Annotated in this window: 28 protein-coding genes (1 of these 28 cut by a window edge); 11 read left to right on the forward strand and 17 right to left on the reverse strand. The window is 68.0% G+C overall.

The genetic code is table 11. The annotated features are described in order from the left end of the window. Window positions 1-1,321, forward strand: the 3' portion of a protein-coding gene (locus U743_RS14740) for an OapA family protein (protein WP_052368239.1). It extends 17 nt beyond the left edge of the window; only the last 1,321 of its 1,338 coding nucleotides appear in the window; the start codon falls outside the window, past its left edge; it ends in the stop codon at window positions 1,319-1,321. 10 nt (window positions 1,322-1,331) lie between these two features. Continuing rightward, complete coding sequence (locus U743_RS14745; protein WP_043769263.1) at window positions 1,332-2,450, forward strand: anhydro-N-acetylmuramic acid kinase; 1,119 nt, start codon at window positions 1,332-1,334, stop codon at window positions 2,448-2,450. Here U743_RS14745 and erpA read toward each other — a convergent pair. Genes erpA through argC form a run of 4 tightly spaced genes read right to left on the reverse strand, consistent with a single transcriptional unit; the run spans window position 2,447 to window position 5,088 of the window. Continuing rightward, on the reverse strand, window positions 2,447-2,785 hold the full coding sequence (erpA, locus tag U743_RS14750; RefSeq protein ID WP_043772392.1) for an iron-sulfur cluster insertion protein ErpA: 339 nt from the start codon (window positions 2,783-2,785) through the stop codon (window positions 2,447-2,449). The genes U743_RS14745 and erpA overlap by 4 nt on opposite strands. 26 nt (window positions 2,786-2,811) lie before the next feature. Beyond that, complete coding sequence (locus U743_RS14755; RefSeq protein WP_052368240.1) at window positions 2,812-3,303, reverse strand: bactofilin family protein; 492 nt, start codon at window positions 3,301-3,303, stop codon at window positions 2,812-2,814. A 4-nt stretch (window positions 3,304-3,307) separates the two neighbouring features. Further along, entirely contained in the window at window positions 3,308-4,057 is a 750-nt protein-coding gene (locus U743_RS14760; RefSeq protein ID WP_043769265.1) for a DUF6776 family protein, read from the reverse strand. Then, on the reverse strand, window positions 4,057-5,088 hold the full coding sequence (gene argC, locus U743_RS14765; RefSeq protein ID WP_043769267.1) for an N-acetyl-gamma-glutamyl-phosphate reductase: 1,032 nt from the start codon (window positions 5,086-5,088) through the stop codon (window positions 4,057-4,059). Before argC ends, U743_RS14760 begins: the two co-directional genes overlap by 1 nt. A gap of 71 nt (window positions 5,089-5,159) precedes the next feature. Here argC and U743_RS14770 point away from each other — a divergent pair, with 71 nt between their 5' ends. Beyond that, on the forward strand, window positions 5,160-5,576 hold the full coding sequence (locus U743_RS14770) for a CopD family protein (RefSeq protein WP_043769268.1): 417 nt from the start codon (window positions 5,160-5,162) through the stop codon (window positions 5,574-5,576). A 21-nt stretch (window positions 5,577-5,597) separates the two neighbouring features. Here the strand turns inward: U743_RS14770 and bfr are convergent, their stop codons facing one another. From bfr to U743_RS14790, 4 genes are all read right to left on the reverse strand, one after another. Further along, window positions 5,598-6,062, reverse strand: a complete 465-nt coding sequence (gene bfr / locus U743_RS14775) for a bacterioferritin (RefSeq protein WP_043769270.1) — start codon at window positions 6,060-6,062, stop codon at window positions 5,598-5,600. A gap of 116 nt (window positions 6,063-6,178) precedes the next feature. Beyond that, a complete protein-coding gene (locus tag U743_RS14780; RefSeq protein ID WP_198022065.1) occupies window positions 6,179-6,433 on the reverse strand; it encodes a (2Fe-2S)-binding protein in 255 nt (84 codons plus the stop codon). Between the two features lie 170 nt (window positions 6,434-6,603). Further along, on the reverse strand, window positions 6,604-7,161 hold the full coding sequence (locus tag U743_RS14785) for a DUF2799 domain-containing protein (RefSeq protein WP_198022066.1): 558 nt from the start codon (window positions 7,159-7,161) through the stop codon (window positions 6,604-6,606). A gap of 44 nt (window positions 7,162-7,205) precedes the next feature. Then, on the reverse strand, window positions 7,206-7,739 hold the full coding sequence (locus tag U743_RS14790) for an RNA pyrophosphohydrolase (protein WP_052368241.1): 534 nt from the start codon (window positions 7,737-7,739) through the stop codon (window positions 7,206-7,208). Between the two features lie 67 nt (window positions 7,740-7,806). On the opposite strand from U743_RS14790, the gene U743_RS14795 reads away from it, so the two are divergent. Then, a complete protein-coding gene (locus U743_RS14795) occupies window positions 7,807-8,475 on the forward strand; it encodes a histidinol-phosphatase (RefSeq protein WP_043769276.1) in 669 nt (222 codons plus the stop codon). A 6-nt stretch (window positions 8,476-8,481) separates the two neighbouring features. On the opposite strand, the gene U743_RS14800 is transcribed toward U743_RS14795, so the two are convergent. Then, the gene (locus U743_RS14800; protein ID WP_043772396.1) at window positions 8,482-9,279 is read right to left on the reverse strand and encodes an inositol monophosphatase family protein; all 798 of its coding nucleotides are present in this window, start codon (window positions 9,277-9,279) and stop codon (window positions 8,482-8,484) included. A 103-nt stretch (window positions 9,280-9,382) separates the two neighbouring features. Here U743_RS14800 and U743_RS14805 point away from each other — a divergent pair, with 103 nt between their 5' ends. Beyond that, a complete protein-coding gene (locus U743_RS14805; RefSeq protein ID WP_043769278.1) occupies window positions 9,383-9,934 on the forward strand; it encodes a cob(I)yrinic acid a,c-diamide adenosyltransferase in 552 nt (183 codons plus the stop codon). Between the two features lie 660 nt (window positions 9,935-10,594). Here the strand turns inward: U743_RS14805 and ampD are convergent. Next, on the reverse strand, window positions 10,595-11,203 hold the full coding sequence (gene ampD, locus U743_RS19175; protein ID WP_232226804.1) for a 1,6-anhydro-N-acetylmuramyl-L-alanine amidase AmpD: 609 nt from the start codon (window positions 11,201-11,203) through the stop codon (window positions 10,595-10,597). A gap of 81 nt (window positions 11,204-11,284) precedes the next feature. Here ampD and U743_RS14815 point away from each other — a divergent pair, with 81 nt between their 5' ends. Genes U743_RS14815 through U743_RS14825 form a run of 3 tightly spaced genes read left to right on the forward strand, consistent with a single transcriptional unit; the run spans window position 11,285 to window position 14,855 of the window. Beyond that, complete coding sequence (locus U743_RS14815; protein ID WP_052368242.1) at window positions 11,285-14,044, forward strand: M16 family metallopeptidase; 2,760 nt, start codon at window positions 11,285-11,287, stop codon at window positions 14,042-14,044. 17 nt (window positions 14,045-14,061) lie between these two features. Further along, a complete protein-coding gene (locus U743_RS14820; RefSeq protein WP_043769282.1) occupies window positions 14,062-14,379 on the forward strand; it encodes a putative signal transducing protein in 318 nt (105 codons plus the stop codon). Further along, window positions 14,376-14,855, forward strand: coding sequence for a tRNA (cytidine(34)-2'-O)-methyltransferase (locus U743_RS14825; RefSeq protein ID WP_043769284.1), 480 nt, complete (start codon window positions 14,376-14,378; stop codon window positions 14,853-14,855). Before U743_RS14820 ends, U743_RS14825 begins: the two co-directional genes overlap by 4 nt. A 126-nt stretch (window positions 14,856-14,981) precedes the next feature. Here U743_RS14825 and U743_RS14830 read toward each other — a convergent pair whose 3' ends face one another. The 4 genes from U743_RS14830 to U743_RS14845 are packed head-to-tail and all read right to left on the reverse strand — an operon-like array spanning window position 14,982 to window position 17,170. Continuing rightward, a complete protein-coding gene (locus tag U743_RS14830) occupies window positions 14,982-15,998 on the reverse strand; it encodes an NAD(P)H-dependent glycerol-3-phosphate dehydrogenase (RefSeq protein WP_043769285.1) in 1,017 nt (338 codons plus the stop codon). A 2-nt stretch (window positions 15,999-16,000) separates the two neighbouring features. Then, on the reverse strand, window positions 16,001-16,465 hold the full coding sequence (gene secB, locus U743_RS14835; protein WP_043769287.1) for a protein-export chaperone SecB: 465 nt from the start codon (window positions 16,463-16,465) through the stop codon (window positions 16,001-16,003). Between the two features lies 1 nt (window position 16,466). Then, window positions 16,467-16,742 (reverse strand): glutaredoxin 3, encoded by a 276-nt coding sequence (grxC, locus tag U743_RS14840; RefSeq protein WP_043769289.1) that lies wholly within the window; start codon window positions 16,740-16,742, stop codon window positions 16,467-16,469. Then, window positions 16,739-17,170 (reverse strand): rhodanese-like domain-containing protein, encoded by a 432-nt coding sequence (locus U743_RS14845; protein ID WP_043772399.1) that lies wholly within the window; start codon window positions 17,168-17,170, stop codon window positions 16,739-16,741. The genes grxC and U743_RS14845 overlap by 4 nt, the downstream gene beginning before the upstream one ends. A 98-nt stretch (window positions 17,171-17,268) precedes the next feature. On the opposite strand from U743_RS14845, the gene U743_RS14850 reads away from it, so the two are divergent. The 3 genes from U743_RS14850 (at window position 17,269) to U743_RS14860 (ending at window position 20,719) form a co-directional block, all read left to right on the forward strand. After that, window positions 17,269-18,414 carry a murein hydrolase activator EnvC family protein gene (locus U743_RS14850; RefSeq protein ID WP_043769291.1) on the forward strand — a complete coding sequence of 382 codons (1,146 nt, stop codon included), beginning with the start codon at window positions 17,269-17,271 and terminating at the stop codon, window positions 18,412-18,414. Between the two features lie 93 nt (window positions 18,415-18,507). Beyond that, window positions 18,508-19,920: a S41 family peptidase gene (locus U743_RS14855; protein WP_043769293.1), complete on the forward strand. Its 1,413-nt coding sequence runs from the start codon at window positions 18,508-18,510 to the stop codon at window positions 19,918-19,920. 10 nt (window positions 19,921-19,930) lie between these two features. After that, window positions 19,931-20,719, forward strand: coding sequence for a divergent polysaccharide deacetylase family protein (locus tag U743_RS14860; protein ID WP_043769296.1), 789 nt, complete (start codon window positions 19,931-19,933; stop codon window positions 20,717-20,719). Here U743_RS14860 and ubiB read toward each other — a convergent pair. Genes ubiB through ubiE form a run of 3 tightly spaced genes read right to left on the reverse strand, consistent with a single transcriptional unit; the run spans window position 20,676 to window position 23,643 of the window. After that, window positions 20,676-22,265, reverse strand: a complete 1,590-nt coding sequence (ubiB, locus tag U743_RS14865) for a ubiquinone biosynthesis regulatory protein kinase UbiB (protein WP_043769298.1) — start codon at window positions 22,263-22,265, stop codon at window positions 20,676-20,678. The genes U743_RS14860 and ubiB overlap by 44 nt on opposite strands. Then, complete coding sequence (locus U743_RS14870) at window positions 22,262-22,888, reverse strand: ubiquinone biosynthesis accessory factor UbiJ (protein WP_043769300.1); 627 nt, start codon at window positions 22,886-22,888, stop codon at window positions 22,262-22,264. Before U743_RS14870 ends, ubiB begins: the two co-directional genes overlap by 4 nt. After that, window positions 22,885-23,643 (reverse strand): bifunctional demethylmenaquinone methyltransferase/2-methoxy-6-polyprenyl-1,4-benzoquinol methylase UbiE, encoded by a 759-nt coding sequence (ubiE, locus tag U743_RS14875; RefSeq protein WP_043769301.1) that lies wholly within the window; start codon window positions 23,641-23,643, stop codon window positions 22,885-22,887. The genes U743_RS14870 and ubiE overlap by 4 nt, the downstream gene beginning before the upstream one ends. Between the last annotated feature and the right edge of the window lie 73 nt (window positions 23,644-23,716).

The raw sequence follows: 23,716 nt of genomic DNA on the forward strand, positions 1-23,716 counted from the left end.
CATCGCCCTGGTCGCCCGCCCGGGCGACGCCTCCCGGCACGAACGCATCGAGCTCAGCCCGCCGCGCCTGGCGCCGGTCGGTGTTGGCGGCGCGCCCTCGGGAGGCGCCGTGATGACGGCGCGCACGCAGCGGGACGCACCGGATACCGGAGAGTACGGCCTGGTGCCGGAAGCCGTCACGCCGCCCACCCGTGCCGAGGCTGCCCCTCCGGAGGCAAGGGAATGGCAGTCGGTCGAAATCGCCCCCGGCCAAACCCTGTCCGGGGCTTTCGATGAACTCGGCCTGGGCCCCAGCCAATGGATGCCGCTTCTCGAGATGGATGAGGAGGGCATCAGCCGCCTGCGCCGACCGCGCGCCGGCGACCGCATCGAGGTACAGAGCGAGGATGGCGAGCTGTTGGCGTTGCGCCTGGAGCTCGACGAGTTCCGTACGCTTTCCATCGAGCGCACCGGCGACGGCTTCGAGGCCTGGACCCTTTCGGCGGACGTCGAGCGTCGCCCGGCCTTCGCCTTCGGCCGCATCGAATCCTCGCTGTTTCTCTCCGGCAAGGCAGCCGGCATGTCCGATCGCCTGATTATGTCGATGGTTCAGGTACTGGGCTACGACATCGATTTCGCCCTCGACCTTCGTGAAGGCGACCAGTTCATCGTGCTCTACGAGGAACTCTACCGCGATGGCGAGAAACTGCGCGACGGCGAAATCCTCGCAGTGGAGTTCGTCAACCGCGGCCGCGAAGTGCATGCCCTGCGCTACGAGGACGAGGGAGGCCACACCAGCTACTACCGACCCGACGGCAAGGCCGTGAAGACGGCCTTCCTGCGCAACCCACTGGATGTCGTGCGTATCAGCTCACACTTCAACCCCAACCGCCGGCATCCGGTGCTGAACACCATTCGCGCCCATCGCGGCACCGACTACGCCGCGCCGCCCGGCACACCGATCAAGAGCACCGGCCAAGGCAAGATCGTGCACGCAGGCCCGAAGGGCGGTTACGGCAACGCTGTAATCGTCAAGCACGGCGGCACCTACCGCACGCTATATGCGCACATGTCGCGCATTCGCAGCGGCGTACGAACGGGCAAGCACGTGCGCCAGGGCGAGGTCATCGGCTACGTCGGCAGCAGTGGCCTGGCCACGGGGCCACATCTGCACTTCGAGTTCCTGGTCAACGGCGTGCACCGCAATCCGCTGACCGTGCCATTACCGCGTGCCGAGCCCGTCCCCAAATCGGAAATGGCGCGCTTCGAGTCCCGAGTCAAGCCCTACCTCGCACAGCTGGAAGCGCTGCGCCGCACGCAGACCGCCGACGTCAGCAACTGAGCCAGCCCGCATGGCACGTCTAGCCATCGGACTGATGTCCGGAACCAGCGCCGACGGTGTCGATGCCGTCCTGCTGGAGGCCGGCGGAGCTGGCTATCGCGTGCTCGGGCACTCGCACCACCCCTATCCCGAAACTCTGCGGAGCGCCCTGCTGCGCTGCGGTGAGGAAGACCATCGCATCAGCCTTCGCGAGCTGGCCGAGCTCGACGCCGAGGTCGGCGAGGCCCAGGCCGCGGCGGCGATGGCACTGAAGGCAGCTTTCCCGAAAGCAGGCCGTGCCGAAGTCATCGGCATGCACGGTCAGACCGTCTGCCACATCCCGCCGCGTAACAGCCTGCAAATCGGCGCCCCCGGACCGCTACTCGCGCGGCTGCGGATCCCGGTGGTCTGCGACCTGCGTCGCGGCGATCTCGCCCTCGGCGGACAAGGCGCCCCGCTGGTCCCCCCCTTCCACGCCGAAGCCTTCGGCGCCGGAAATGGCTGGCGCGTGGCCATGAATCTCGGCGGCATCGCCAATATCAGCTGGCTGCCGCCCACGAGCGGCGGCGCGCTCACCGGCTACGACACCGGACCGGCCAACGGTTTGCTTGATGCCTGGCATGCCCGGCATTGCGATGGCGCTTTCGACACCGACGGCAACTGGGCGGCAAGTGGCGAGGTGCTGCCGGAACTGCTGACGGCGTGGCTGACACACCCCTACTTCGCCCAGACGCCGCCCAAGAGCACCGGCCGGGGCACTTTCCACCTCCAGGCGCTCTTCGAACTCGCCGCACCCGGCGCGGATGCCCGCCCGGAGAACGTGCAGCGCACGCTGCTGGAGTTGAGCGCACGGAGTGCGGCCGACGCGCTGCAGCGTGACGGGCGCGACGTCGCAACGGTGATTATCTGCGGGGGTGGCGCGCGCAATCGCTGCCTAACGCAGCGTCTCGCCGAGCTGCTGGCGCCCGTACCCGTCCAGCACGCCGAGGATTACGGCATCGGCGCCGATCAGGTGGAGGCCGCGGCCATGGCCTGGCTGGCGCTGCGGCGTCGGGACGGCAAGCCCGCGACGCGGGCCACGGTCACCGGCGCGGCCGGCGACGCTGTCTGCGGCGCGCTGCATCTGCCGCCGCAGTCTACGGCGGGCTAAACCGCGAAGGAGTTGCCGCAGCCGCAGGTCGTGGCGGCGTTGGGGTTGCGAATGACGAACTGCGCACCTTCGACGTCCTCGCGGTAGTCGATCTCGGCCCCGGTCAGATACTGGGCGCTCATCGGATCGACGACCAGCGTCACACCACATCTCTCGATGACGGTGTCATCGTCTTCCTGAGCCTCGTCAAAGGTGAAGCCGTACTGAAAGCCGGAGCAGCCACCGCCCGTCACGAAGACGCGGAGCTTGAGGGCAGCGTTGTCCTCCTCCTCGAGAAGGCCGCGTACCTTCATGGCTGCGGGTTCGGTGAAGTTGATTGCTTGTGCTGTGCTCATGACCTGCGTCACTCCGAATGCTCGGCTTAGACCTGCGTACGGGCGCCGAGGTTCGCCCCATCGTTCGAATCGCCGCCTTCTTCCTGGCGGCGGGCGCTGTCGCCGCGGCTCTCGAAGGCCGTGACGTTGCCGCGCTCGCTTTCCACCTCGTGGACCATCTGGCCGTTGACGGTCGCGCCGCTGGCCATCTCCATGACCTTATAGTGCACATTGCCGGTCACACGCGCGCAGCTGTGCAAGGTGAGCTGCCCGAGGGCGTGGACGTCACCGTGGATACTGCCATTGAGAATCACGTTGGCAACGTAGACGTCGCCTTCGATGACCCCGGACTCGCTCACCGACAGCACAGCCTCCTTGTCGCCGCTGGCACTGACTTTCCCCTTGACGGTGCCGTCGATGTGCAGGCCGCCCGCGAAAGAGATATCCCCCTGTAGCTCGGTCTGACGACCGACCAGCGTATCGACCGTGCCTCCGGTGCCGCCGTTGCCCTGCGCTGGCTTCTTGCTGCTCTTGAGCATCGGCTCAACCCTCCGTTTCGGCAACGACGCGCTGCCATTCGTAGCTCGTATCCACCGGCTCGTCCCCGCCTTCACGGCGCAGCCTGACGCGCACTTGGCGCGGGCTGAAGCCGTCCGGCATCGTCATGGAGCCGGTGAACTCCTGAAAATGACGATACGAAAATAGCATGTCCGTCTCGCCCTCGGCATTGCTGGCCTGTAGCGTCTCGGCTTCGCCATCGCGCACGCCCTCAATCTGCAGGCTGAAGCGCCCCCGGACGCGGTCACTCTGATTGCGACCCTGAACCAGCACCATTTCGTAGCGCAACTGCTGCCCGCGCTGGCGGAAGATGAGATCGTGCACGCGCACGCCGCTGCTCTCATCCTCCGGCGTCACGATGCCCCGATAGAAGGCGAGTTGCTCCTGCGCGTCGACCAGTCGCGATTGCAGATCGCGCAGCGACTGGCGCAGCTGTTGGCAGGCTTCGCGGTCGATCTGCTGCGACTTTTCCAGATAGGCCAACCGCTCACGTAGCTCCTCGGATTTTCCCTGCTCCGCGCGCAGACGCTCGGCGAGGTCGCGCCGCAATGCCAGCAGGCGCTCACGGTCCCCGGTTGCTGCCGCGTAGCGCTCGGAGAGTTCGCCGGTCGTGAAGCTGTAAACCGCGTAACCGGCCGCCAGCAGCAGCACGACGCTGCCGCCAACGATCAGCCATCGGATCCATTTCGGCCGTTCATCGCCGCCGGTAACGATGCGCGGGCGCTGCCGCGACATCAGGGCCAGAGCGCCGGCTGGGCAAGGCCGGCAGCCTCATCAAGGCCCAGCATTAGATTCATGTTCTGGATCGCCTGGCCCGAAGCCCCCTTCACCAGATTGTCGATCACCGTACAGACAGTCACTCGCTGCCCGGACTGCGGCACCACCGCGATCTGACAGCGATTGCTGCCCCGGACATTGCGCGTCTCGGGCAGCACGCCGACCGGAAGCACATCGACGAAGGGCTCGTCCCGGTAGAAACCCTCGTAGAGCGCCTGCAGATCCTGGGCTTCATGCAACCGGGCATGCAGCGTGGCATGGATGCCGCGCTGGATGGGCAGCAGATGCGGAGTGAAGATGCAATCCACGGGCACGCCGGCGATGCGGCTCAGCTCCTGATTGACCTCAACACCGTGGCGGTGCCCGCTGGCGCCGTAGGCGCGGAAGGAATCGTGATTCTCGCTGAAGAGGCTGCCCGTCTTCGCCTCGCGACCGGCACCAGTCACGCCGGACTTGACGTCGGCCACCATGCTCTCCGGCACAAGCAACCCCTCGGCAAGCAGAGGTGCAAATCCGAGCTGCACCGCCGTGGGATAGCAGCCGGGATTGGCCACCAGGCGTGCGCCCGCGATCGCCTCGCGCATCAGTTCCGACAGGCCGTACACGGACTCGGCCAGCGCCTCGGGTGCCTCGTGCGACATGCCGTACCAGCGTTCGAAGACGGCGGCGTCGCGCAGCCGGAAATCGGCGGACAGGTCGATCACGCGCACGCCCGCCTCCAGCAGCGCCGGCGCCGCGCGCATGGCGATACCATGCGGCGTAGCGAAGAAGACGACATCGCAGTCGCGCAGCTCGGGCGTGTCCGGATCGCCGAAGCGCAGATCGGTAACGCCGCGCAGCGAGGGAAACATCGCGGCCACGGCCTCGCCGCGGTGCTGCCGACTGCTGATGCAGACCAGCTCCGCACCCGGATGCCCGGCGAGCAGGCGCACCAGCTCCGCACCGGTGTACCCCGTACCTCCCACGATTCCCACGCGCGCCTGGCGCATCGACGACTCCGCACTGCTGGCTGTCAGGCGCGCAATAATAGGGCCTTCACCCCCGTATTTCGAGGAAACGCATGCTCTGGCTGAAAGCTCTGCACCTGATCTTCATGGTCACCTGGTTCGCTGGGCTGTTTTATCTGCCGAGGATCTACGTCTATCTCGTTGAGCGTCAGGGCGAAGCGCTGCACGAAACGCTGCAGATCATGGCGCAGCGCCTCTACGCCATCATGACCATCGGCATGGTGGCGACCTGGGTCTTCGGCATCGCGCTGCTGGTCTGGAACCCCGGCTATCTGTCGCTGGGCTGGCTGCATGTCAAACTGACGCTGGTGGTCGCGCTGTCCGGCTACCACGGCTGGCTGAAAGTACAGCTCAAGCGCTTCGCAGCCGGCACCCAGAACCACAGCGGCCGCTTCTGGCGTCTCGCCAACGAAGTGCCTGCCGTGGCGCTGGTCGCGATCGTGCTGCTGGCCGTTCTGCGCCCCTTCTAGGGCGCGCGTCGGCGAACTGCTCTACAGCTGCGACTGCAAGTAGTTCTGCAGGCCCAGCTGCTCGACCAGCCCGAGCTGCGCTTCGAGATAGTCGATGTGCTCTTCCTCGCTGTGCTGGATCTCGACCAGCAGACGGCGCGTGACGTAGTCCTCGGCGCGCTCGCAGATGCCGATCGCCTCCTTGTACATGGGATGGGCTTCCTGCTCCAGCTTCAGGTCGCAGCGCAGGATCTCGACAACATCCTCGCCGATATAGAGCGCATCCAGGTCCTGCAGATTGGGCAAGCCTTCCAGGAAGAGGATGCGCTCGATGAGACTGTCGGCGTGCTTCATCTCGTCGATCGACTCGTCGTACTCCTTCTTCGCGAGCTTCTCGTAGCCCCAGTTCTGGAGCATGCGGTAGTGCAGGAAGTACTGGTTGACCGCGGTCAGTTCGCTCCGCAGCGCCCGATTCAGAATTTCAATGATTTGATTGTCGCCGCGCATGGCCCGACTCCTTGGTATCTGGAGCGACAGAGTAGCGGATCAAGGCTGGCCGATCAACGCTATCTGTTTGATTTTTATATAATTTTTAAAGCTTCTGCGTGCGATTCCCAATCGCGTCAGGCGCTCTCTGCCAGCGCGGCTTGCTGCCTACCGGCCCAGCGGCGCACCACCGGCAGTAGCTCCGCTTCGGCTTCACGCTCGGCAACCGCGTCCATGACCCGACGCGCGTGTCGCAGGCAGCGACCGCAGCCGGTGCCCAGGCCCAGCTCACGCACGGCGTCGCCGAGCCTGACAACGCCATCGCTCGTTCTGGCCTCGGCCAGAGCACGTAGCTGAGCTTCCCGGACTCTCTTGCAACTGCAGACAATCATGGCGGTCTCCTGATGCGTCGCCGCCATACTAACACGATTTGTTTTGAGAATTGTTCCTATTTGTGTTTATGATAGTCCCGCGGTCGGGTGCTGCATCCCGGCACCCTTCCGTCGCAGCCGGTCTTGCTGCGAACGCCTCTAACTGGCGCGGTCTATCGACCGCGCCTTTTTTATGCGCTGCCGCCGGCCAGAGGCTCGGCGCCATGGCGCCGGCTGAGGCGCGCATCCTCGCGGTACAGGGCGCGCTCAGCCGCGCGCAGCGCCTCCCGCTCGTGCAGGGGCGGATCCCCGAAGCGCTCACGATCGCGCGGCTGTACTGCGCCCACGCGCGCGTACTGCTCGATATCCGCCAGCCGCGCGCGCTGCTTCGCCAGCGCCTCGCCTTCGGCGTGCACGCGCAGGCCGTCAGCATGCGCCTCGCGTAGCGCGTTGTGCGCTTCGGCTGGGCAAACGTTGCGCCAGGCCTCGCCCGAGCGACCGCGTGCGTACTGGGCGGCCGTTGTGCAGAAGCCCGCCAGGCCCTCGGCGTGGCCGGCGCGAAATGCCGCCCGCGCCTGCTGCACGCCTGCGTTCGAACAAGCCTCCAGATGCAGCTCGACGATGCCCAGGCGATGCCCCGCTTGGCCCTGCGCTTCGCCGAATTCCGCCCAGTCGGCCGGGCAACTCTGCGCCCCCGACTGACGGGCTTCGGGCGGGTGCGCCGCGCATCCCCCCAGCAGAAGTGCCAATGCAACCACCCCGATGCAGCGAGTGCCGGCAAGCCGCAACACGCTCAGCCGACCAGGTGCCGGCGCGGCCATTGCCGAACAGGGGCACGCCCGCCCGGCGCCTTCGGCGCGAGACCTATCATGGGCCCCAGCTCGCGCAGCGCCGCGTCGTACACCGGCCGCTTGAAGGCGACCACCTCGCGCGCGGCCTGCGCGCAGGGGACCCAACGGAAGGCGTCGAATTCCGGCCGCGGGCCGCGATCGAAGCAGGGTTCGGCCTGCTCGTCGAGCAGGCGCAGCATGAACCACTTCTGCTTCTGGCCGATGCACTGCGGCATCCCGTCGCGAAGAAAGCGCTGCGGCAAGCGATAGTGCAGCCAGCCGCGCGTGCAGCCGACGATTTCCATCTGGCCGCGCTCGAAGCCCAGCTCCTCGTAGAGCTCGCGCCAGAGGGCGTCCTGAGGGGACTCGCCCGGGTCGATGCCACCCTGCGGAAACTGCCAGGCGTTGCGGCGGACACGCTTGCCCATGAGCAGCCGGCGGTGCGCATTCACCACCATGATGCCCACGTTCAGGCGATAGCCTTCCGCGTCGATCACGCCCGGCCTCCGCGTTATCGGGACTCGGCAAATAGACTACCACCCCCGACCGCGAATCCGAACCACCATGGCGCTTGCCGTTTTCGACCTCGACCACACCCTTCTGCGCGGCGACAGCGACTATCTCTGGGGAGAATTCCTCATCGCCGCCGGCCTTGTCGAGGCCGAGCACTATCGCGCGCAGAACCAGGCCTTCATGGCGGCCTACAACGCCGGCACGCTGGATATCCATGCCTTCTGCGCCTTTTCCTTCCAGCCGCTGGTGCGCTGGGGGCGCGGGCACCTGGAGCCGATGCGCCGGCGCTTCTTGGAAGAGGAGATCGCCCCGCGCGTCGCTCCCGGCGCACGACCGCTGCTCGACCGGCACCGTCAGGCGGGCGACCGACTGCTGATCACCACAGCAACCAATCGCTTCGTTACCGAACCCATCGCCGATCTGCTCGGCGTGGCCGACCTGATCGCCACCGATCCGGAAGAGCGCGACGGCGCATTCACCGGCGCCATTGCCGGCACCCCCAACTTCCGCGAGGGCAAGCCGCAGCGCCTGCGCCAGTGGCTGCGCGACAACGATGCCGAGGGGGAGACACTGGTCTGCTATAGCGACTCGCGCAACGACGTTCCGCTGCTGGAGATGGCCGACCGGCCGGTGGCGGTGGACCCGGACGATGCCCTGGCCGCACACGCCCGCGACCGCGGCTGGCCCATCATCTCGCTGGCCGAAGCGGGCGAGAACTGATCGGGATCAGACCAGCTCGCGCTGCAACCTGCGGTAGAGCTCGGGGGTCGCCGCAGCCAGCGCGTCGCCGGTCTCCAGCGTCAGCTGGCCACCGTCCAGCTCAGTGAAAACGCCGCCGGCCTCGCGCACGATCACTGCCAGTGCGGCGATGTCGAGGATGTTGATATCCGATTCCAACACCGCATCGATCTTGGCGCTGGCGAGCAGGTGGTAGTGCAGGAAATCGCCGTAGCCGCGGATACGCTGCAGCTGCGGAATCACCGAAGCTGCGAAGCGCGCAAAACGCGGCTGGCCAGCCAGCGTCGCGATATTGCCCATCGACAGCGAGGTCTCCGCATAATTCTCGGCCCGGCTCACCTGCACGCGGCTGGCGGCCGCGGCTTTCGCATCCACACCCTCACAGCGCCAGGCGCCCATGCCGCGTGCCGCAAAGAAGGTCTCGCCAGCCCCGAAGCAGGGTGCGCAGGACACGCCAACGATCAGCTCACCGCGATGCATCAGCGCGATCTGCGTCGAGAACATCGGATAGCCGCGCACGAAGGCCTTGGTGCCGTCGATGGGGTCCACCAGCCAGACATAGTCGGCGTCCGGCCGGTCGATGCCGAACTCCTCGCCGTAAAAGCCGTGATCCGGGAACAGCGCCGCAAGATGCGCCTTGATGGTCTTCTCGGCCGCTTCGTCGACTTCTGTGACCGGACTGGCGTCGGCCTTGGTGCGCACTTTGAAGCCACCGGCGTAACCGTCGCGAATCACGCCCGCGGCGGCGGTCGCGGCGCCCAGCGCCGCGTCGAGGAACTGCTGCATGTTCTGCCCGTTGCTGAACAATGAGGGGGCGCATCTTACCGGAAAGCCTGCTTACCCCCGGCCGGGCCGTTATGATCTGGGCCCCCGAGAAGACAACCAGAGCATGGGAAACCGACTCAGCAAGATCACTACCCGCACCGGCGACAGCGGCGAGACCGGCCTGGCCACCGGCGAGCGCGTCCCAAAGACCTCGCCGCGCGTCGGCGCCATGGGCGAGATCGATGAGCTCAACAGCCTGCTCGGTATCGCACTGGCCGACGGCCTGCCCGAGCCGCTGCCGGGGTTGCTGGCGCCTCTGCAGCATGAGCTCTTCGACCTCGGCGGTGAACTCGCCATGCCCGGGCACAGCCTCCTCGGCGAAGCGGCCGTCGCGCGCATTGAGGAAGCCAGCGGCCAGATCAACGAACTGCTGCCGCCACTCAAGGAATTCGTGCTGCCCGGCGGCACTGTCGCGGCTGCACGCCTGCACCTGGCGCGCGCCGTAGCGCGCCGCTGCGAGCGCGCCCTCTGGATCCTGGCCGCCGACGAGACGGTCACGCCCGAAGCGCTGATGTATTGCAACCGCCTCTCCGACCTGCTCTTCAACGCCGCCCGCCTCGCGGCCCGCGCCGACAGCGACAACGAAATCACTTGGCGACGACCCGGCCAACGCTGAGCTGGAACAGCGAAAGCTAGAGCCGCAGATTTCGCAAGTCTCCGGGGATAGGTCGACTGACTCAACGGGACGCGATGCCGCGAAGCGGCGAGCCGAGTAGTGCGTGCCCTTTGAGGTGTGATGCGCGACCGATTTGCCAGCGGCAAGTCGCAGCGCGCATCACGGCTGGGCCATGGGTCGATCGCATGTCGATCGACGGGTGCACAAGGATGTGCACCCCGGGCTTCGGGCGGAGCAGGAGTGCGCAGCCCGAAGGCCCAGCCAGGGTCACTTGGAGCAGTGCGCCGAGGAGGAGGGGCCCCGCGCCAGCGGGGATCCGACCGGCGCATCTGCGACGAGGTCCGGAAAACCGAGCCTAGTGACTGCGGCGATCTTTGCGCTCCAAGCAAAAGCAGCTATGCGGCAGGAACGTCGCTGCCCCAACTGCCGCTGTCACTAAGCTCGGCTCCTGCCTCGCTGAGTGATCCGGCCCGGACATCCATGTCCGCGCATTCACCCGCTGCGAATGCCCGCTGGGCATTCGGTCGGGCTCACCCGCACCGCCAGTGACGCTACGACCGGCAGCGCCAAGCTGACAGGGCGCGGAACCGTCAACACGACGGGTTCAATGCCCTCTGCACCAAGTCATTACCGGAAACTGGGGGATTTCGCACCGCCCTCCTAACGCCGATAACGCAACTCCGCCAACAGCCGCTGCCAGTCGAAATGCGGCCCCGGATCGGTCTTGCGCCCCGGCGCAATATCGCTGTGGCCAACGATGCGCGCTGGCGCGATCCCCGGATAGGCCGCCATCAGAGCGCGCGCAGCGCGCGTCAGGCTGGCGTACTGCGCCTCCGTGAAGCCCTCGGTGTCGCAGCCCTCCAGCTCGATGCCGACGGAGAAATCGTTGACGCGAGAGCGGTCGCCGAAGCTGGAGGCGCCAGCGTGCCAGGCGCGTGCGTCGAAGCCAACATATTGATGAACACCGCCGTCGCGGAAGATGCAGCAGTGCGCCGACACTTGCAGGCCGCGCAGTGCAGCGAAATAGGGGTGTGCGTCGCAATCGAGAGCGTCGGTAAAAAGGGCGTCGATGTGCGCACCGCCGTATTCGCCGGGTGGCAGCGAGATGGCGTGCACCACCAGCGTGTCGATATCGGCGGCGCCGCCCGGCCGCGCGTCCTGATGCGGGCTCGGGCGCCAATCAGCGGCATCCAGTCGGTGGCTTTGCGCATCGACCGTCCAGGGCTGTGGCAGCAGCGTGTCCGGCAGGCGAGCACGAGGGGTCATCATGAGGCAGCGAGCTCCCGGCGCCGCGCTACACTCGGTGCCCCCATTGCTTCTAGCCTGAGCTCCATGCCGCGCAACGCATCAATGCTTCGCATCCTGCCCCTCTGCCTGGGCCTTCTGGCCGGCTGCAGCCTCACCAACGAGCGCCCGGCCACCGCCGATGCGCCGGAGTTGCCACTGCCCACGGTCGACTGGTCGCAGCATACCCTCGACAACGGCCTGACGCTGCTCGTGCACGAGGACCCGAAGGCGCCAGTGGCGGGCGTCTACGTCTGGTATCGGGTGGGCTCCAAGGACGAGTCGCCAGGCCGCACGGGCTTCGCGCATCTCTTCGAGCATCTGATGTTCACCGGCACCGAGCACTTCGACGGCGAGTTCTTCGAGCCGCTGATCGCCGTCGGCGCCACCGGCATGAACGGCACCACCAGCACCGACCGCACGAATTACTACCAGACCGTGCCGGTGCGTGCGCTGGATCGGGCGCTGTGGCTGGAGTCGGAGCGCATGGGGCATTTCATCGGTGCCGTCACCGAGGACAAGCTCGAGCGCGAGAAAGGCGTCGTGCAGAACGAATACCGCCAGCGCCGCGACCGGCCCTACGGCGCGATGTGGGATCACCTCGTCAAGGGCAGCTACCCACAGGGCCATCCCTATTCCTGGCCGACCATCGGCCGCATGGAGGACATCGCCGCAGCCGAGCTCGACGAAGTGCGCGAATGGTTCAACACGCACTACGGCGCGGCCAACGCCATCCTCGTCGTAGCCGGCGACGTCGAGGCCGAGGCCGTGCGCGAGCGCGTGGCACATTACTTCGGCGGCATCGATCCGGGCCCCACCCTGCACAAGCCCCAGCGCGACATCGCGCGAATGGACGGCGAGAAGCGAGAGGTCATGGAGGACAAGGTTCCGCAGGCGCGCCTGTTGATGGCCTGGAACATTCCGCCCGAATTCGCCCCCGCGACCAACGCCCTGCATCTGGCCGGCGATCTGCTCGCCTCCGGGCGCGCCAGCCGCTTGCACCGCGAACTGGTCGAAGAGCGCGAGCTGGCGACCCAGGTCTCGGCCGGCGTCTGGGGTAAGAAGCTGGGCTCGCAATTCATCGTCGACGCCACCGCCGCCGAGGGCGTGTCGCTGGACGAGCTGGAGGCCGCCATCGACGAGATCCTCTCGCGCTTCAAAGCCGAAGGCCCCTCGGCGGAGGAGCTGCAGAGGGCGCGGGTTCGGCTCTACGCCTCGACGATCCGCGGCCTGCAGGATGTCGGCGGCAGCGGCAAGGCCGATCTGCTGGCGCGCTCGCTGGCCCTGGGCGGCAGCCCGGATGCCTGGCGCGAGCAGCTCATGCAGTACCGCGACGCCACCCCCGAGAGCGTGCGCAGTGCTGCCGCAGAGTGGCTGGAGGAGGGCCGCTACGTGCTGGAAGTGCACCCGCGCGGCAATCTCGCCGCCGGCGAGGACAAGGCCGACCGCAGCAAGATGCCCGAACCGCAGGGCGAGCCCCCGGCGCTGTCGCTACCCGATCTGCAGCACATGACGCTCTCCAACGGCCTGAAGGTCGCACTGGCCGAGCGCTCGGGCGTGCCGCAGGTGGAGTTCCGCTTCATCGCCGATGCCGGCTACGCCACCGACCCGGCACAGCTGCCCGGACTGGCGAGCATGGCCGAAGCGCTGCGCACGCGCGGCACGCCCGAGCGCGACGCCATCGCCATCAGCGAGACGACCGACTCGCTTGGCGCCCAATTGTCCGCCAGCGTGACGCGCGATCACGCCATCATCGGCCTGAGCGCGGTACGACCCTTCCTCGCCGACAGCCTGGCGCTGTTCAGCAATGTGCTGCGCGCGCCCAGCTTCCCGGAGGAGGAACTGGCACGCATGAAGCGCCGGCGCGAAGCGGCCATCACACAGGAGAAGGCACAGCCCTCCGGCCTGGTTTCGCGTCATCTGTCGACCCTGCTCTATGGCGAGGGCCACCCCTACGCCCAGCCGCCCAGCGGCACCGGCACAACGGAATCTCTGGCAACCATGACGCGCGCCGACCTGCAGGCCTATCAGCGCGACCATATCCGACCCGACAACGCGCAGCTGCTGGTCACCGGCGACATCGACATCGAGGCACTACGCCCGCTGCTCGAGCAGCACCTCGGCGCGTGGCAGCCGCCCGCGAACGCACTACCGAAGCAGCGCAGTCTGGCCGTGCCCGAACGCGACAACGGCCGCGTCTTCCTCATTGATCGCCCCGGCGCCCAGCAGTCCTACGTCGCCGCCGCGCGCACCGCTCCGCCTTCCGGCAGCCCGAACGACGTCGGCTTCGAGCTCGTCAACGAAGTGCTCGGCGGCAAGTTCACGGCCCGGCTCAACCAGGAGCTGCGCGTGGCGCGGGGCTGGTCCTACGGCATCGGCTCGGCGCTGACCGAGGCGCTCGGCCCGCGCCCCTTCTACGTCTACGGCGCAGTACAGACCGACCGCACCGCCGACGCAGCCGCGGTCATTCGCGACGAACTGGCCGCCATCCGCGGCGAACGGCCACCGACGCCCGGAGAGCTGGATGACGCCGCGCGCAGCCTGACGCTGAGCCTGCCCGGCGAGCATCAGACCCTCGGCCAGGTCACCAGCAGCCTAGGGGAGCTGCTGCGCCTGAATCTCCCCGAAGACTACTTCGCCGACTACGTGCCGGCCGTCAACGCCGCCGGCCCGGAGCAGGTCGCCGAAGCGGCAGACAAGCTGATTGCACCCGACGCCATGACCTGGCTCGTCGTCGGCGACCGCAGTCGCATCGAGGCGGATCTACGCGAGCTGGGGCTGGGCGAGCTGACGGTGCTCGACCGCAACGGCCAGCCGGTCGAGTAGGGGCGGGACATCGGCTGATGCACGTCGTCTACAAAGCGGCCGACCCGCTGGAGGCCGCCATCGTGCGCGACCTGCTGCGCGAGGCCGGGCTGAGCGCCGAATGCCTGGACGAGATGGCATGGGGCGCTCAGGGCGAGCTTCCGGCCAACCTTTTTCCGCGCGTGGCCGTGCGCTGGCAGCAGGAAGTCGCCCGCGCCCGCGAACTGATCCGCGACTATGAGCACAGCCCGCGCCAGTCTGACTGGCGCTGCCGCAGCTGCGGCGAAACCGTCGACGGCAGCATGGGGCTCTGCTGGAAGTGCGGCGCGCAACCGCCCGGCGAGGGCAGCGCGTGAGTACCGCCGGCCCGGCGGTGGTCCTGCTCGAACCGGAGATCCCCGGCAACACCGGCAACATCATCCGTCTCTGCGCCAACGCGGGAGCGGCGCTGCATCTGGTGCGGCCGCTGGGCTTCAGCCTGGAGGATCGCCTACTCAAACGCGCCGGCCTCGACTACCACGAGTATGTCCGCGTGCAGGTGCACGACGACCTGCAAGCCGCGCGCACGGCGCTGGGCGAGCGCAGATGGATCGCCTTCTCGGCGCACGGCACGGGCACGCACGCCGATTGGGACTACCGCCCGGACGACGTGCTGCTATTCGGCCCCGAGACGCGCGGCCTGCCGCCCGCGACACGCGAGGATGCCGCGGCTTGCCTGCGCATCCCGATGCAACCCGACGTGCGCAGCCTGAACCTTTCCAACGCCGCCGCCATCGTGCTCTTCGAGGCCTGGCGCCAGCAGGCCTTTGCGCCGGACTGGAGGCGCGGCTAGGGAAGTTCTGCAAAACGTCGCGCGCGAAAGCAGGTTGTCAGGCACATCCCTGTGCCTGTCCCCTGCGGGGCTAGCGCGCCACCGCCGGCGCTCAAGATGCCAAGCGCAGCAGTCGTGCAGAGCTTCCTAATCGGTCTCGGCGCGTGGCGGCCTGGTCGCCAGCCGTCGCAACGCTTCCACCGGCGTCGTCTCGCCGGCGAGGATAGCGACGACCTGCTCGGTGATGGGCATCTCTACGCCGTACCGCTGGGCGAGCCGCAGCACTTCCGGCGCCACGCGCACGCCCTCGACCACCTGCCGAATCTCGCGCTGAGCCGCTTCCAGCGACTTGCCGTCGGCGAGCGCCTTGCCCATGCGACGGTTGCGGGAGAGATCGTCGGTGCAGGTCAGCACCAGATCGCCCATGCCGGCCAGCCCCATCAGCGTCTCGCGATTGCCGCCGAGCGCCTCGCAAAGGCGCATGATTTCGGCGAGCCCGCGCGTAATCAGCGCCGTGCGGGTATTCGCACCCAGGCCGATGCCGTCGGTCATGCCAGTAGCGATGGCGATGACATTCTTGACCGCGCCGCCCACCTCCACGCCGATGACGTCGTCGTTCCAGTAGGCGCGGAAGGCGCCGTAATGGAATGCACCGACGATCTCCTCGGCGAAATCCTCTTCCTCGGAGGCGATGGCCACGGCCGTGGGCAGGCCCTGTCCGACTTCGCGCGCGAAGGTCGGGCCGGAAAGCACCGCCAGCCGCGGCCAGTCGCCGAGCACGGCCTGCGCGACCTCGTGCGGCAGTCGCCCGCTTTCCGGCTCCAGCCCCTTGCAGGCCAGCACCACACCCTGGCCTGCGCGCAAGTGCGGCTTCATCTGATGCAGCAGTTCGCCCAGGGCGTGACTCGGCACGACCACGAGCACCGGTCCGTCGACAGCCATCGCACGCGCCAGATCCGGCTCCACGCGCAGCGTCTGTGGCAGATGGCAACCGGGTAGGTACTCATGATTCTCGCGCTCGGCGTCCATGGCCGCCAGCGCTTCGGCGTCACGCCCCCAGAGCACGACCTCGTCGAGATGCTGGGCGAGGTGCGCAGCCAGAGCGGTGCCGAAGGAGCCGGCACCCAGCACGGCCATCGTCCGCACTGCCGGCACCTCGCTCATGGCTACTGCACCGTTTCCTTGGCACCGGAGCGCTGGCGCTCCAGATGCTCGCGATACAGCGCGTCGAAGTTCACGGGTTGCAGCAGCAGCTGCTGGAAGCCGCCGCGCTGCGCGAGCTCAGAGACCGCCTCGCGCGTGTAGGGAAAGAGCGCCTGCGGGCAGTGCGTATTGAGCACTTGCGGCAACTCCTGCTCGGAAAAGCCGGTCAGCAGGAAGAGGCCAGCCTGCTCAACCTCGATGATGAAGGCGGTCTCTTCCTCGAGCTTGGCCGACACCGTCACCTTCAGTGCCACCTGGTAGTAGCCAGCCTGTTCCAGCGCAGTGGTGGCAGTGCTCAAATTGACATCGACGGAGGGCTTCCAGGTTCTCTGGAAAATCTCGGGCGCCTTCGGAACCTCCAGCGAGGCGTCCTTGAGGTAGATCTTCTGTAGCGCCAACTGACGCTGCGGCTGCTCGTTTTCCGCCATTTCAGCTCTGCTCATTGATGTAGGGGGCAAGCATGGCGTCAAGCTTGCCGGCACGGTCCAACGCCGCCAGCTCGTCGAAGCCGCCGACATGCGTCTCGCCGATGAAGATCTGCGGCACCGTGCGCGACGCTGGCGCGCGCTTCTGCATCTCGGCGCGGGCAGACTCGTCCTGATCGATGCGCAAATCGTCGTAAGCCGCTCCTTTGGCGCTCAGTAGGCGCTTGGCCATGACGCAGTAGGGGCAGATGCGGGTGCTGTAGACGCTGATTCGGCTCATTTCGATGCATTGCTTATGGGTAGGCCGGCTTGCTGCCAAGCGTTGATGCCGCCGCGCATGGCGTAGACCTCTTCAACGCCCTGCTTGCGCAGCTTTTCGACGACACCGGGGGCGGTCGCCCCCAGCGCGCAATAGACGACCAGCGGTGCGCTCTTCAACTTGCCGAGTTCCTTCTGCGAACTGTCGATCTTGTTCGACGGAATGTTGACCGCACCGATGACGTGCCCACGCTTGAAGTCGGCCGGCGTACGCACATCGACAAAGCGCGCGTCGCGGTCGTTGGACAGCCGCACGGCTTCCACCGGCGTCAGTCGACGACCGCCGCGCAGCGTGCCGTGCAGCTCGTTGGCCACGATAAGGAGGGCGACAACGCCGAGGGCGCTGAAAAGCAGCGGGTTCCGGGCGACGAATGCGAGGAGCTCTTCCATGGGATCGGGTCTGGGAATGGGTGCGCGACGGTCGTGCCGCTTCGCGATGGCATTATCGCACTTCGCGAAGCCGCTCATAGACGCCCGGACCCGCAGCCATGCGCCGCCGCCTCCTCCTTCTGTCGCTGCTGCTGGCACTTTCGCCAGCAGCCGCAGCCGAGCGCGATTACGCGCAGAGCGCCGAGGCGCTGGAAGAGCTGCGCGACCGCATCGCCGAGATCGACGAGCGCCTGAGGGAAGCCGGCACGCGCCGCAACCGCCTGCGCGAAGCGCTGGAAGCGGCCGAGCGCGCCGCCTCGAAGGCAACCGCCGAGCTGGCCGAGACCAAGCAAGAACTACAGCGGCTCGAGGCGCGCGAGGCCAAGGCGCGCCAGCGCGTGCGCGAAGCCGAGACCGCGCTCGCCCGGCACCAGCAGGCCCTTGCCGATCAGCTGCGCGCAGCCTGGCTGCTCGGTCGTCAACCGCAGACCAAGCTGCTGCTTGAGCAGGATGCTCCGGCACGACTGTCACGCATGCGCGCCTACTTCGCGCGCATGAGCGCCGCCAGCGCCGATGCGCTGGAGCGCACGCGCCAAGCCCATGCCGAGCAGGAAGCCGCGCTGCAGTCGCTGGCCGAGACCCGGGAAGAACTACGCGCCGCGCGCGCCGAACAGGAAGCCTTGGCTGCCGAGCAGCAGCGCCGGCGCGAGCAGCGCGCGCGCACGCTTGCGGCGCTGGGCAAACGCATCGCCGACGACAAGCAGGCGCTGGCGCAGACGCGGCGCGACGCCGAGGAACTGGAAGCCCTTCTGCGAGGCCTGCGCGAGGCGCTGGCGGACATCCCCGCCGACGCGGGCGCCGCCGCCCCTCTCGATCAGCTGCGCGGCGAGCTGCCCTGGCCGCTACGCGGACCGGTGCTGGCCGCCTTCGGGCAGGCACGCGCCAGCGGCCTGCCCTGGAAGGGCATCTGGATCGCCGCCGACGGCGGCGCGCGTGTCGGCGCCGTTGCTTCAGGGCGTGTGGCCTGGGCTGGCTGGATGCACCGCTACGGTCTGGTCGTCATCCTCGAGCACGCTGGCGGCTTCTACAGCCTCTACGGCCATGCCGAGCGAAGCCTGCGCCGCGTCGGCGAATGGGTGGAAGCCGGCGCAGCCATCATCACAGCGGGGGACTCCGGCGGCCAGTCCCGCAGCGGCGTCTATCTGGAGCTGCGCAAGGGCGCCGATGCCCTCGATCCCATCGCCTGGCTCCGCCCCCGCAACTGAAGCTGCGGGCCGCCCGCGCGCTGTCTGCGCCCCGCCGAGCCAGCGCTGGTGCTGTGCTAGTCTGCGCCGTCAATCGTCACCTCCGCACGTGCCATGTCGTCTAAGTCTTCGCTACGCACCCTTCTGGGCATCGCCTTCGGCACCCTGTTCGGTGTTTCCATCGCCATCACGCACGGCGTGCTCGCCGAGCGAGAGGCACCCATGGCGGACGCGGCCGGCAACGCGGGCATCCCGGTGCAGGATCTGCAGACCTTCGTCGAGGTGCTGACCCGGGTTCAGGACGGCTACGTCGAAGAAGTCAGCGACACCGAGCTGCTGGAGCACGCGATTCGCGGCATGCTCAGTGGCCTTGATCCGCATTCGGCCTATCTCGACGCGCAGGAGTTCGAGGACATCACCGCCTCGACGCAGGGCCAGTTCGGCGGCCTGGGCATTGAGGTACAGATGCAGGATGGCCTGGTGCGTGTGGTTGCGCCCATCGACGACACGCCAGCGGCACGCGCCGGCATTCAGCCCGGCGATCTGGTCGTCAAGATCGACGACACCAACGTCAAGGGCATGACCTTGACCGAGGCCGTGCGCCGCATGCGCGGCGAGCCGGGCACCGACATCGAGCTCACCATCGCCCGCGAGGGCGAGGCGCAGCCGGTCGTAGTGGAAATCGAGCGCGCCATCATCAAGGTCTCCAGCGTAAAGTCACGACCACTGACCGACGACATCGGCTACCTGCGCGTCAGCACCTTTACCAACAACACCGGCAAGAACCTCGTCGAGGAAGTGGGCAAGCTGCGCGATGCGCTGGATGGTGAGATGCGCGGCATGGTGCTCGACCTGCGCAACAACCCCGGCGGCGTGCTCAACGCCGCGGTGGACGTCAGCGGCGCCTTCCTTGAGAGCGGCGATGTCGTCTCGATCCGTGGTCGCGCCGAGGGTCAACGCCGCAACTTTTCGGCCGACGCCGGCGACATCCTCGACGGCATGCCCATGGTTGTACTGGTCAACGGCGGCTCGGCGTCGGCATCGGAGATCGTCGCCGGCGCGCTGCAGGATCACCGCCGCGCCGTCATTGTTGGCAGCAAGACCTTCGGCAAGGGCTCGGTACAGACCATCCTGCCGCTATCCAATGAAGGCGCCGTCAAGCTGACCACGGCGCGCTACTACACCCCGGACGGCCGCAGCATCCAGGCCGAGGGCATCGACCCCGATATCGAGCTGCAGTCTTTCAAGCTGGAACGCGTCGCCGGCGGACTGTCGGTGCGCGAGGCCGATCTCGACAACCGTCTGAGCAACGGCCAGAAGGACAGCGAGCAGCAGGACGGTGCGCGCGACGAGGCCGTCAAAGCCGCCGAGGGCGACGACGAGGACGGCAAGGACGACGGTGGAAAGGGCGAGGACGGCAAGCTCAAGTCGCTCGACCAGATCGCCGAGGCGGACTTCGGCCTCTACGAAGCGATCATCGTTCTGCGTGGCCTGATCGTCTCGGATCGCCACCGCGCCGACGACTGATTCGGCGCGAATGCGGTCGCTCGTCCGCCGCGTCGTCTCGCTGCTGCTCTGCGGCTGGGTCGGCGCCGCGGCGGCGGGCGACGCGCCCAAGCTGGCGCTGATACTCGACGATCTCGGCGAGCAACGCGTCGCCGGCGAGCGCGCCCTGCGCCTGCCTGCCTCAGTGGCGCTGTCCTATCTGCCGGCAAGCCCGCACACCGCTGCCCAAGCAGCCCGCGGCGCAGCCAATGGCCATGAGATCCTGCTGCATCTGCCGCTGCAGGCCGAGGACCCGCGAGCCACTGACGCCCGCGCGCTATCGGTGACAGCCACACCGGCACGTATCGCTCGCACCCTCGGCGTCGCCATGGCGCAGCTGCCGCAGGCCGTGGGGGTCAACAACCATCAGGGCAGCCGCTTCACGGCCGACTTCGGCGCCGTCGACGCACTGATGCGGGCGCTGGCCAGCCTGCCGGGCACGCCCTACTTCATCGACAGCCGCACCACCGCCGCCACGCGCGCCTTTGCCCGCGCCCGCGCGCTCGGCATTCCCGCCGCCGAGCGCCACGTCTTCATCGACGCGCAACGCGGCGAAGCGGCGGTGCGTCAGGGCTGGCAGCGCTGGCTGGCACACGCGCGCCGCGAAGGCCGTGCGCTGGCCATCGCGCACCCCTATCCGGAAACGCTGGCGCTGCTGGAAGCCGAGCTGCCGCGCTTGCGCGCACAGGGCTACAAGCTGGTGCCGCCCTCGGAGTTGCTGGAAGGCCGCGGCGCGCTCAGCGCGCGCGCCACCAGCTCCATGCACCCAGAGCCGCGCTGACCATCGCCAGTGCCGGCCCGCCCGGCAGGCCGATACCGGCCGCTTCCATCCCACCGAGGCCGACCGCGGCGAGAATCAATGTCGCGCCGATGATGCTGCGCCGCGTACGCTGGTTATCCTCGGCAATGCGCGCCTCCAGCTGCGCCAGCCGCGCGGCCGTGCTGCGCACACCGGGCTGCTCAGCCTCGACCAGCGCGCGCTCGGCGAGCCGCGGCAGCGCCTCGATGACCAGCGGCGCCTGGCGCTGCAGCGCCTTCGAGAGCCGCGCAGGGGACAGGCGGTCGCGCATCCAGTCCTCCATGATCGGCTTGGCCGTCTTCCAGAGGTCGAGTTCGGGGTCGAGCTGGCGGCCGAGGCCCTCGACCTGCAGCAGCGTCTTCTGCAGCAGCACGAGCTGCGGCTGCACCTCGTAGCGGAAGCGGCGCGCGATCTGGAAGAGGCGCAGCAGGAAGAAGCCGAAGGAGATGTCCTTGATGGGCTTGCCGAAGATCGGCTCGCAGACGGTGCGGATGGCCGATTCGAAATCCTCGACGCGGGTGTCGGCCGGAATCCAGCCGCTGTTGACGTGCAGCTCCGCGACGCGGCGATAGTCCTGGTTGAAGAAGGCGAGGAAGTTCTCGGCCAGATAGCGCTGGTCATCCGGCGTCAGGCTGCCGACGATGCCGAAGTCCACCGCCAGATAGCCCGGCTCGGCCGGGTCGGTCGTATCGACGATGATGTTGCCGGGGTGCATGTCGGCGTGGAAGAAGTTGTCGCGGAAGACCTGCTTGAAGAAGATCTCGACGCCGTGCTCGGAGAGCTTCTTGAAGTCCACGCCCTGAGCGCGCAACGCCTCGAGATCCCGGATGGAGGTGCCGAAGACACGCTCCTGCGTCAGCACCTCTGGCCGCGTGGCTTCCCATATCACCTGCGGGTGATAGATCAGCGGCGATCCCAGCCAGTTGCGACGCAGCTGGGCGCAGTTGGCGCCCTCGCGCATCAGATCCAGCTCGTCGAAGAGGATGCGCTCGAACTCGGCGACGATCGCCAGCGGCCGCAGTCGATGGCCTTCCGGATGCAGGCGCTCGATCAGCCCGGCCAGGGTGTACATCAGCGCGACGTCGCGGGCGATGGCCTCGCGCATGCCGGGACGCAGGATCTTGACGATGACGGCCATGCCGGCGCCGCCGTCGGCCTCGCGCAGCCGCGCGCCGTGCACCTGGGCGATGGAGGCCGAGGCCATGGGCTCGGCCTCGAAATCGACGTAGACCTCGTCGATGGAGCGGCCCAGCGCGCGCTCGATCTCGGCGCGCGCCTCGACTGCCGGGAAGGGCGGCACGCGGTCCTGCAGCCTGGCCAGCTCGGTGGCGATCTCCGGCGGCAGCAGATCCGGACGCGTCGAAAGCGCCTGCCCGAACTTGACGAAGACCGGGCCGAGTTCCTCCAGCGCCAGCCGCAGGCGCTCGCCCTTGGCCGCGGCATCCACCGTGATATCGCCGCGCAGCAGCTCGCGCAGGCGGTAACGGCGGGCGACGGCGAGAATGCGCCAGAGGCGGGTGATCTTCATCGGCGGCTCCCGCCGCCGCGGCGCCGCTCCAGGCGATCCACGCGAGCGGCGGCGCGGGCGGCGCGATCGCGCAGCGCGTCGACCTCGTCGATGAAGCCCTCGACGCTGTCGCGGTCGGCGATATCGCCGGTCTCGTACTGCAGGTAGTCGGCGGTCTGCCGGCTCAGCGCATCCAGCGCGCCGCGCCCCCAGGCGAACAGGCCGGTGGCAGCCTCGGCCACGCGCTGGGCGGCGACGTCACCCAGCCAGGGCTCGAGAATCTCGGCCGGATCGAAACCGACCTGCATCAGCAAGGCCTGGAAGCGCTGCAGCAGCTCCGGATCGCCCTCGACGCGCAGTCCGCGCGGCAGCGCGCTACCGCGCGCGAGCTGTTCCTGGAAGAGCCGCGCATAGACCGAGGGCGCGCCGCGCACGACCGCCTCGGGCGTCGCCTCCGGCTCGGCGGCAACACGCACGCGGTCGCCGATGATCTCGAAGACCAGCTGCCAGCCCGGCGGATCGAAGACGAAGGCCAGCGAGCGGCCGTGCAGCGTGCGCAGCTCCTCAAGCGCCCGCGCGTCGAGGCCGAGATAGCGGTTCAGCGCGACCTCGACGGCCGCGCACACGGGCGCCGGCGTGCTCACAGCCGATAGCCGCGATGCACCGCGACGACGCCGCCGGTGAGGTTGTAGACCTGCACGCGCGCGAAGCCGGCCGTCTCCATCATGCCCTTCAGCGTGTCCTGATCGGGGTGCTTGCGGATGGACTCCGCCAGGTAGCGGTAGGCCGCCTCGTCGCGCGCCACATAGCGCCCGAGCAACGGCAGAACGCTGAAGGAATACGCGTCGTAGACACGCGAGAAGGCCGGGCTCAGCGGCTTGGAGAACTCCAGCACCAGCAGGCGGCCGCCCGGCTTCAGGCAGCGGTACATCGAGGCCAGCGCAGCCGCCTTGTCGGTGACGTTGCGCAAACCGAAGGCCATGGTGATGCAGTCCAGACTGGAGTCGGCCAGCGGCAGACATTCGGCATTGGCCTGGACATAGTCGATGCTCTCGACGACGCCCTCGTCCTGCAGCCGGCGCCGCCCTTCCTCCAGCATCTCGGCATTGATGTCGGAGAGCAGTACAAGACCGTCGCGGCCGACCCGCCGCGCGAAGTCGCGCGCCAGATCGCCGGTGCCGCCCGCCAGGTCGAGCACCGTTTCGCCGGCGCGCACGTCGGCGAGATCGATCGTGAAGCGCTTCCAGACCCGGTGAACGCCCATCGACATCAGATCATTCATGACGTCGTAGTTGGATGCTACCGAGGAGAAGACCGCGCCCACGCGCCGAGCCTTCTCCCTGACGGGGACTTCCTGGAAGCCGAAATGGATGGTGTCGCTGCGGCCTTGCTCGCTCATGACGGCAGTGTAGCCGAGCGCCTGCGCTCGTCGCCGCAACGATGCTAAGAGGGCGACGGACGGCTTCCTCCAG

The organism is Algiphilus aromaticivorans DG1253 (assembly GCF_000733765.1).
Lineage (GTDB): Bacteria > Pseudomonadota > Gammaproteobacteria > Nevskiales > Nevskiaceae > Algiphilus > Algiphilus aromaticivorans.

Coding starts and splice junctions, on each gene's coding strand:
- U743_RS14820 (WP_043769282.1), top strand. CDS start 14,062: ATGCACGTCGTCTACAAAGCGGCCGACCCGCTGGAGGCCGCCATCGTG.
- ubiB (WP_043769298.1), bottom strand. CDS start 22,265: ATGAAGATCACCCGCCTCTGGCGCATTCTCGCCGTCGCCCGCCGTTAC.
- U743_RS14760 (WP_043769265.1), bottom strand. CDS start 4,057: ATGTCGCGGCAGCGCCCGCGCATCGTTACCGGCGGCGATGAACGGCCG.
- U743_RS14755 (WP_052368240.1), bottom strand. CDS start 3,303: ATGCTCAAGAGCAGCAAGAAGCCAGCGCAGGGCAACGGCGGCACCGGA.
- U743_RS14780 (WP_198022065.1), bottom strand. CDS start 6,433: ATGATTGTCTGCAGTTGCAAGAGAGTCCGGGAAGCTCAGCTACGTGCT.
- U743_RS14855 (WP_043769293.1), top strand. CDS start 18,508: ATGTCGTCTAAGTCTTCGCTACGCACCCTTCTGGGCATCGCCTTCGGC.
- ubiE (WP_043769301.1), bottom strand. CDS start 23,643: ATGAGCGAGCAAGGCCGCAGCGACACCATCCATTTCGGCTTCCAGGAA.
- bfr (WP_043769270.1), bottom strand. CDS start 6,062: ATGCGCGGCGACAATCAAATCATTGAAATTCTGAATCGGGCGCTGCGG.
- U743_RS14805 (WP_043769278.1), top strand. CDS start 9,383: ATGGGAAACCGACTCAGCAAGATCACTACCCGCACCGGCGACAGCGGC.
- U743_RS14860 (WP_043769296.1), top strand. CDS start 19,931: ATGCGGTCGCTCGTCCGCCGCGTCGTCTCGCTGCTGCTCTGCGGCTGG.
- U743_RS14770 (WP_043769268.1), top strand. CDS start 5,160: ATGCTCTGGCTGAAAGCTCTGCACCTGATCTTCATGGTCACCTGGTTC.
- ampD (WP_232226804.1), bottom strand. CDS start 11,203: ATGATGACCCCTCGTGCTCGCCTGCCGGACACGCTGCTGCCACAGCCC.
- argC (WP_043769267.1), bottom strand. CDS start 5,088: ATGCGCCAGGCGCGCGTGGGAATCGTGGGAGGTACGGGGTACACCGGT.
- U743_RS14850 (WP_043769291.1), top strand. CDS start 17,269: ATGCGCCGCCGCCTCCTCCTTCTGTCGCTGCTGCTGGCACTTTCGCCA.
- U743_RS14845 (WP_043772399.1), bottom strand. CDS start 17,170: ATGGAAGAGCTCCTCGCATTCGTCGCCCGGAACCCGCTGCTTTTCAGC.
- U743_RS14815 (WP_052368242.1), top strand. CDS start 11,285: ATGCTTCGCATCCTGCCCCTCTGCCTGGGCCTTCTGGCCGGCTGCAGC.
- U743_RS14800 (WP_043772396.1), bottom strand. CDS start 9,279: ATGCAGCAGTTCCTCGACGCGGCGCTGGGCGCCGCGACCGCCGCCGCG.
- U743_RS14795 (WP_043769276.1), top strand. CDS start 7,807: ATGGCGCTTGCCGTTTTCGACCTCGACCACACCCTTCTGCGCGGCGAC.
- grxC (WP_043769289.1), bottom strand. CDS start 16,742: ATGAGCCGAATCAGCGTCTACAGCACCCGCATCTGCCCCTACTGCGTC.
- erpA (WP_043772392.1), bottom strand. CDS start 2,785: ATGAGCACAGCACAAGCAATCAACTTCACCGAACCCGCAGCCATGAAG.
- U743_RS14830 (WP_043769285.1), bottom strand. CDS start 15,998: ATGAGCGAGGTGCCGGCAGTGCGGACGATGGCCGTGCTGGGTGCCGGC.
- secB (WP_043769287.1), bottom strand. CDS start 16,465: ATGGCGGAAAACGAGCAGCCGCAGCGTCAGTTGGCGCTACAGAAGATC.
- U743_RS14745 (WP_043769263.1), top strand. CDS start 1,332: ATGGCACGTCTAGCCATCGGACTGATGTCCGGAACCAGCGCCGACGGT.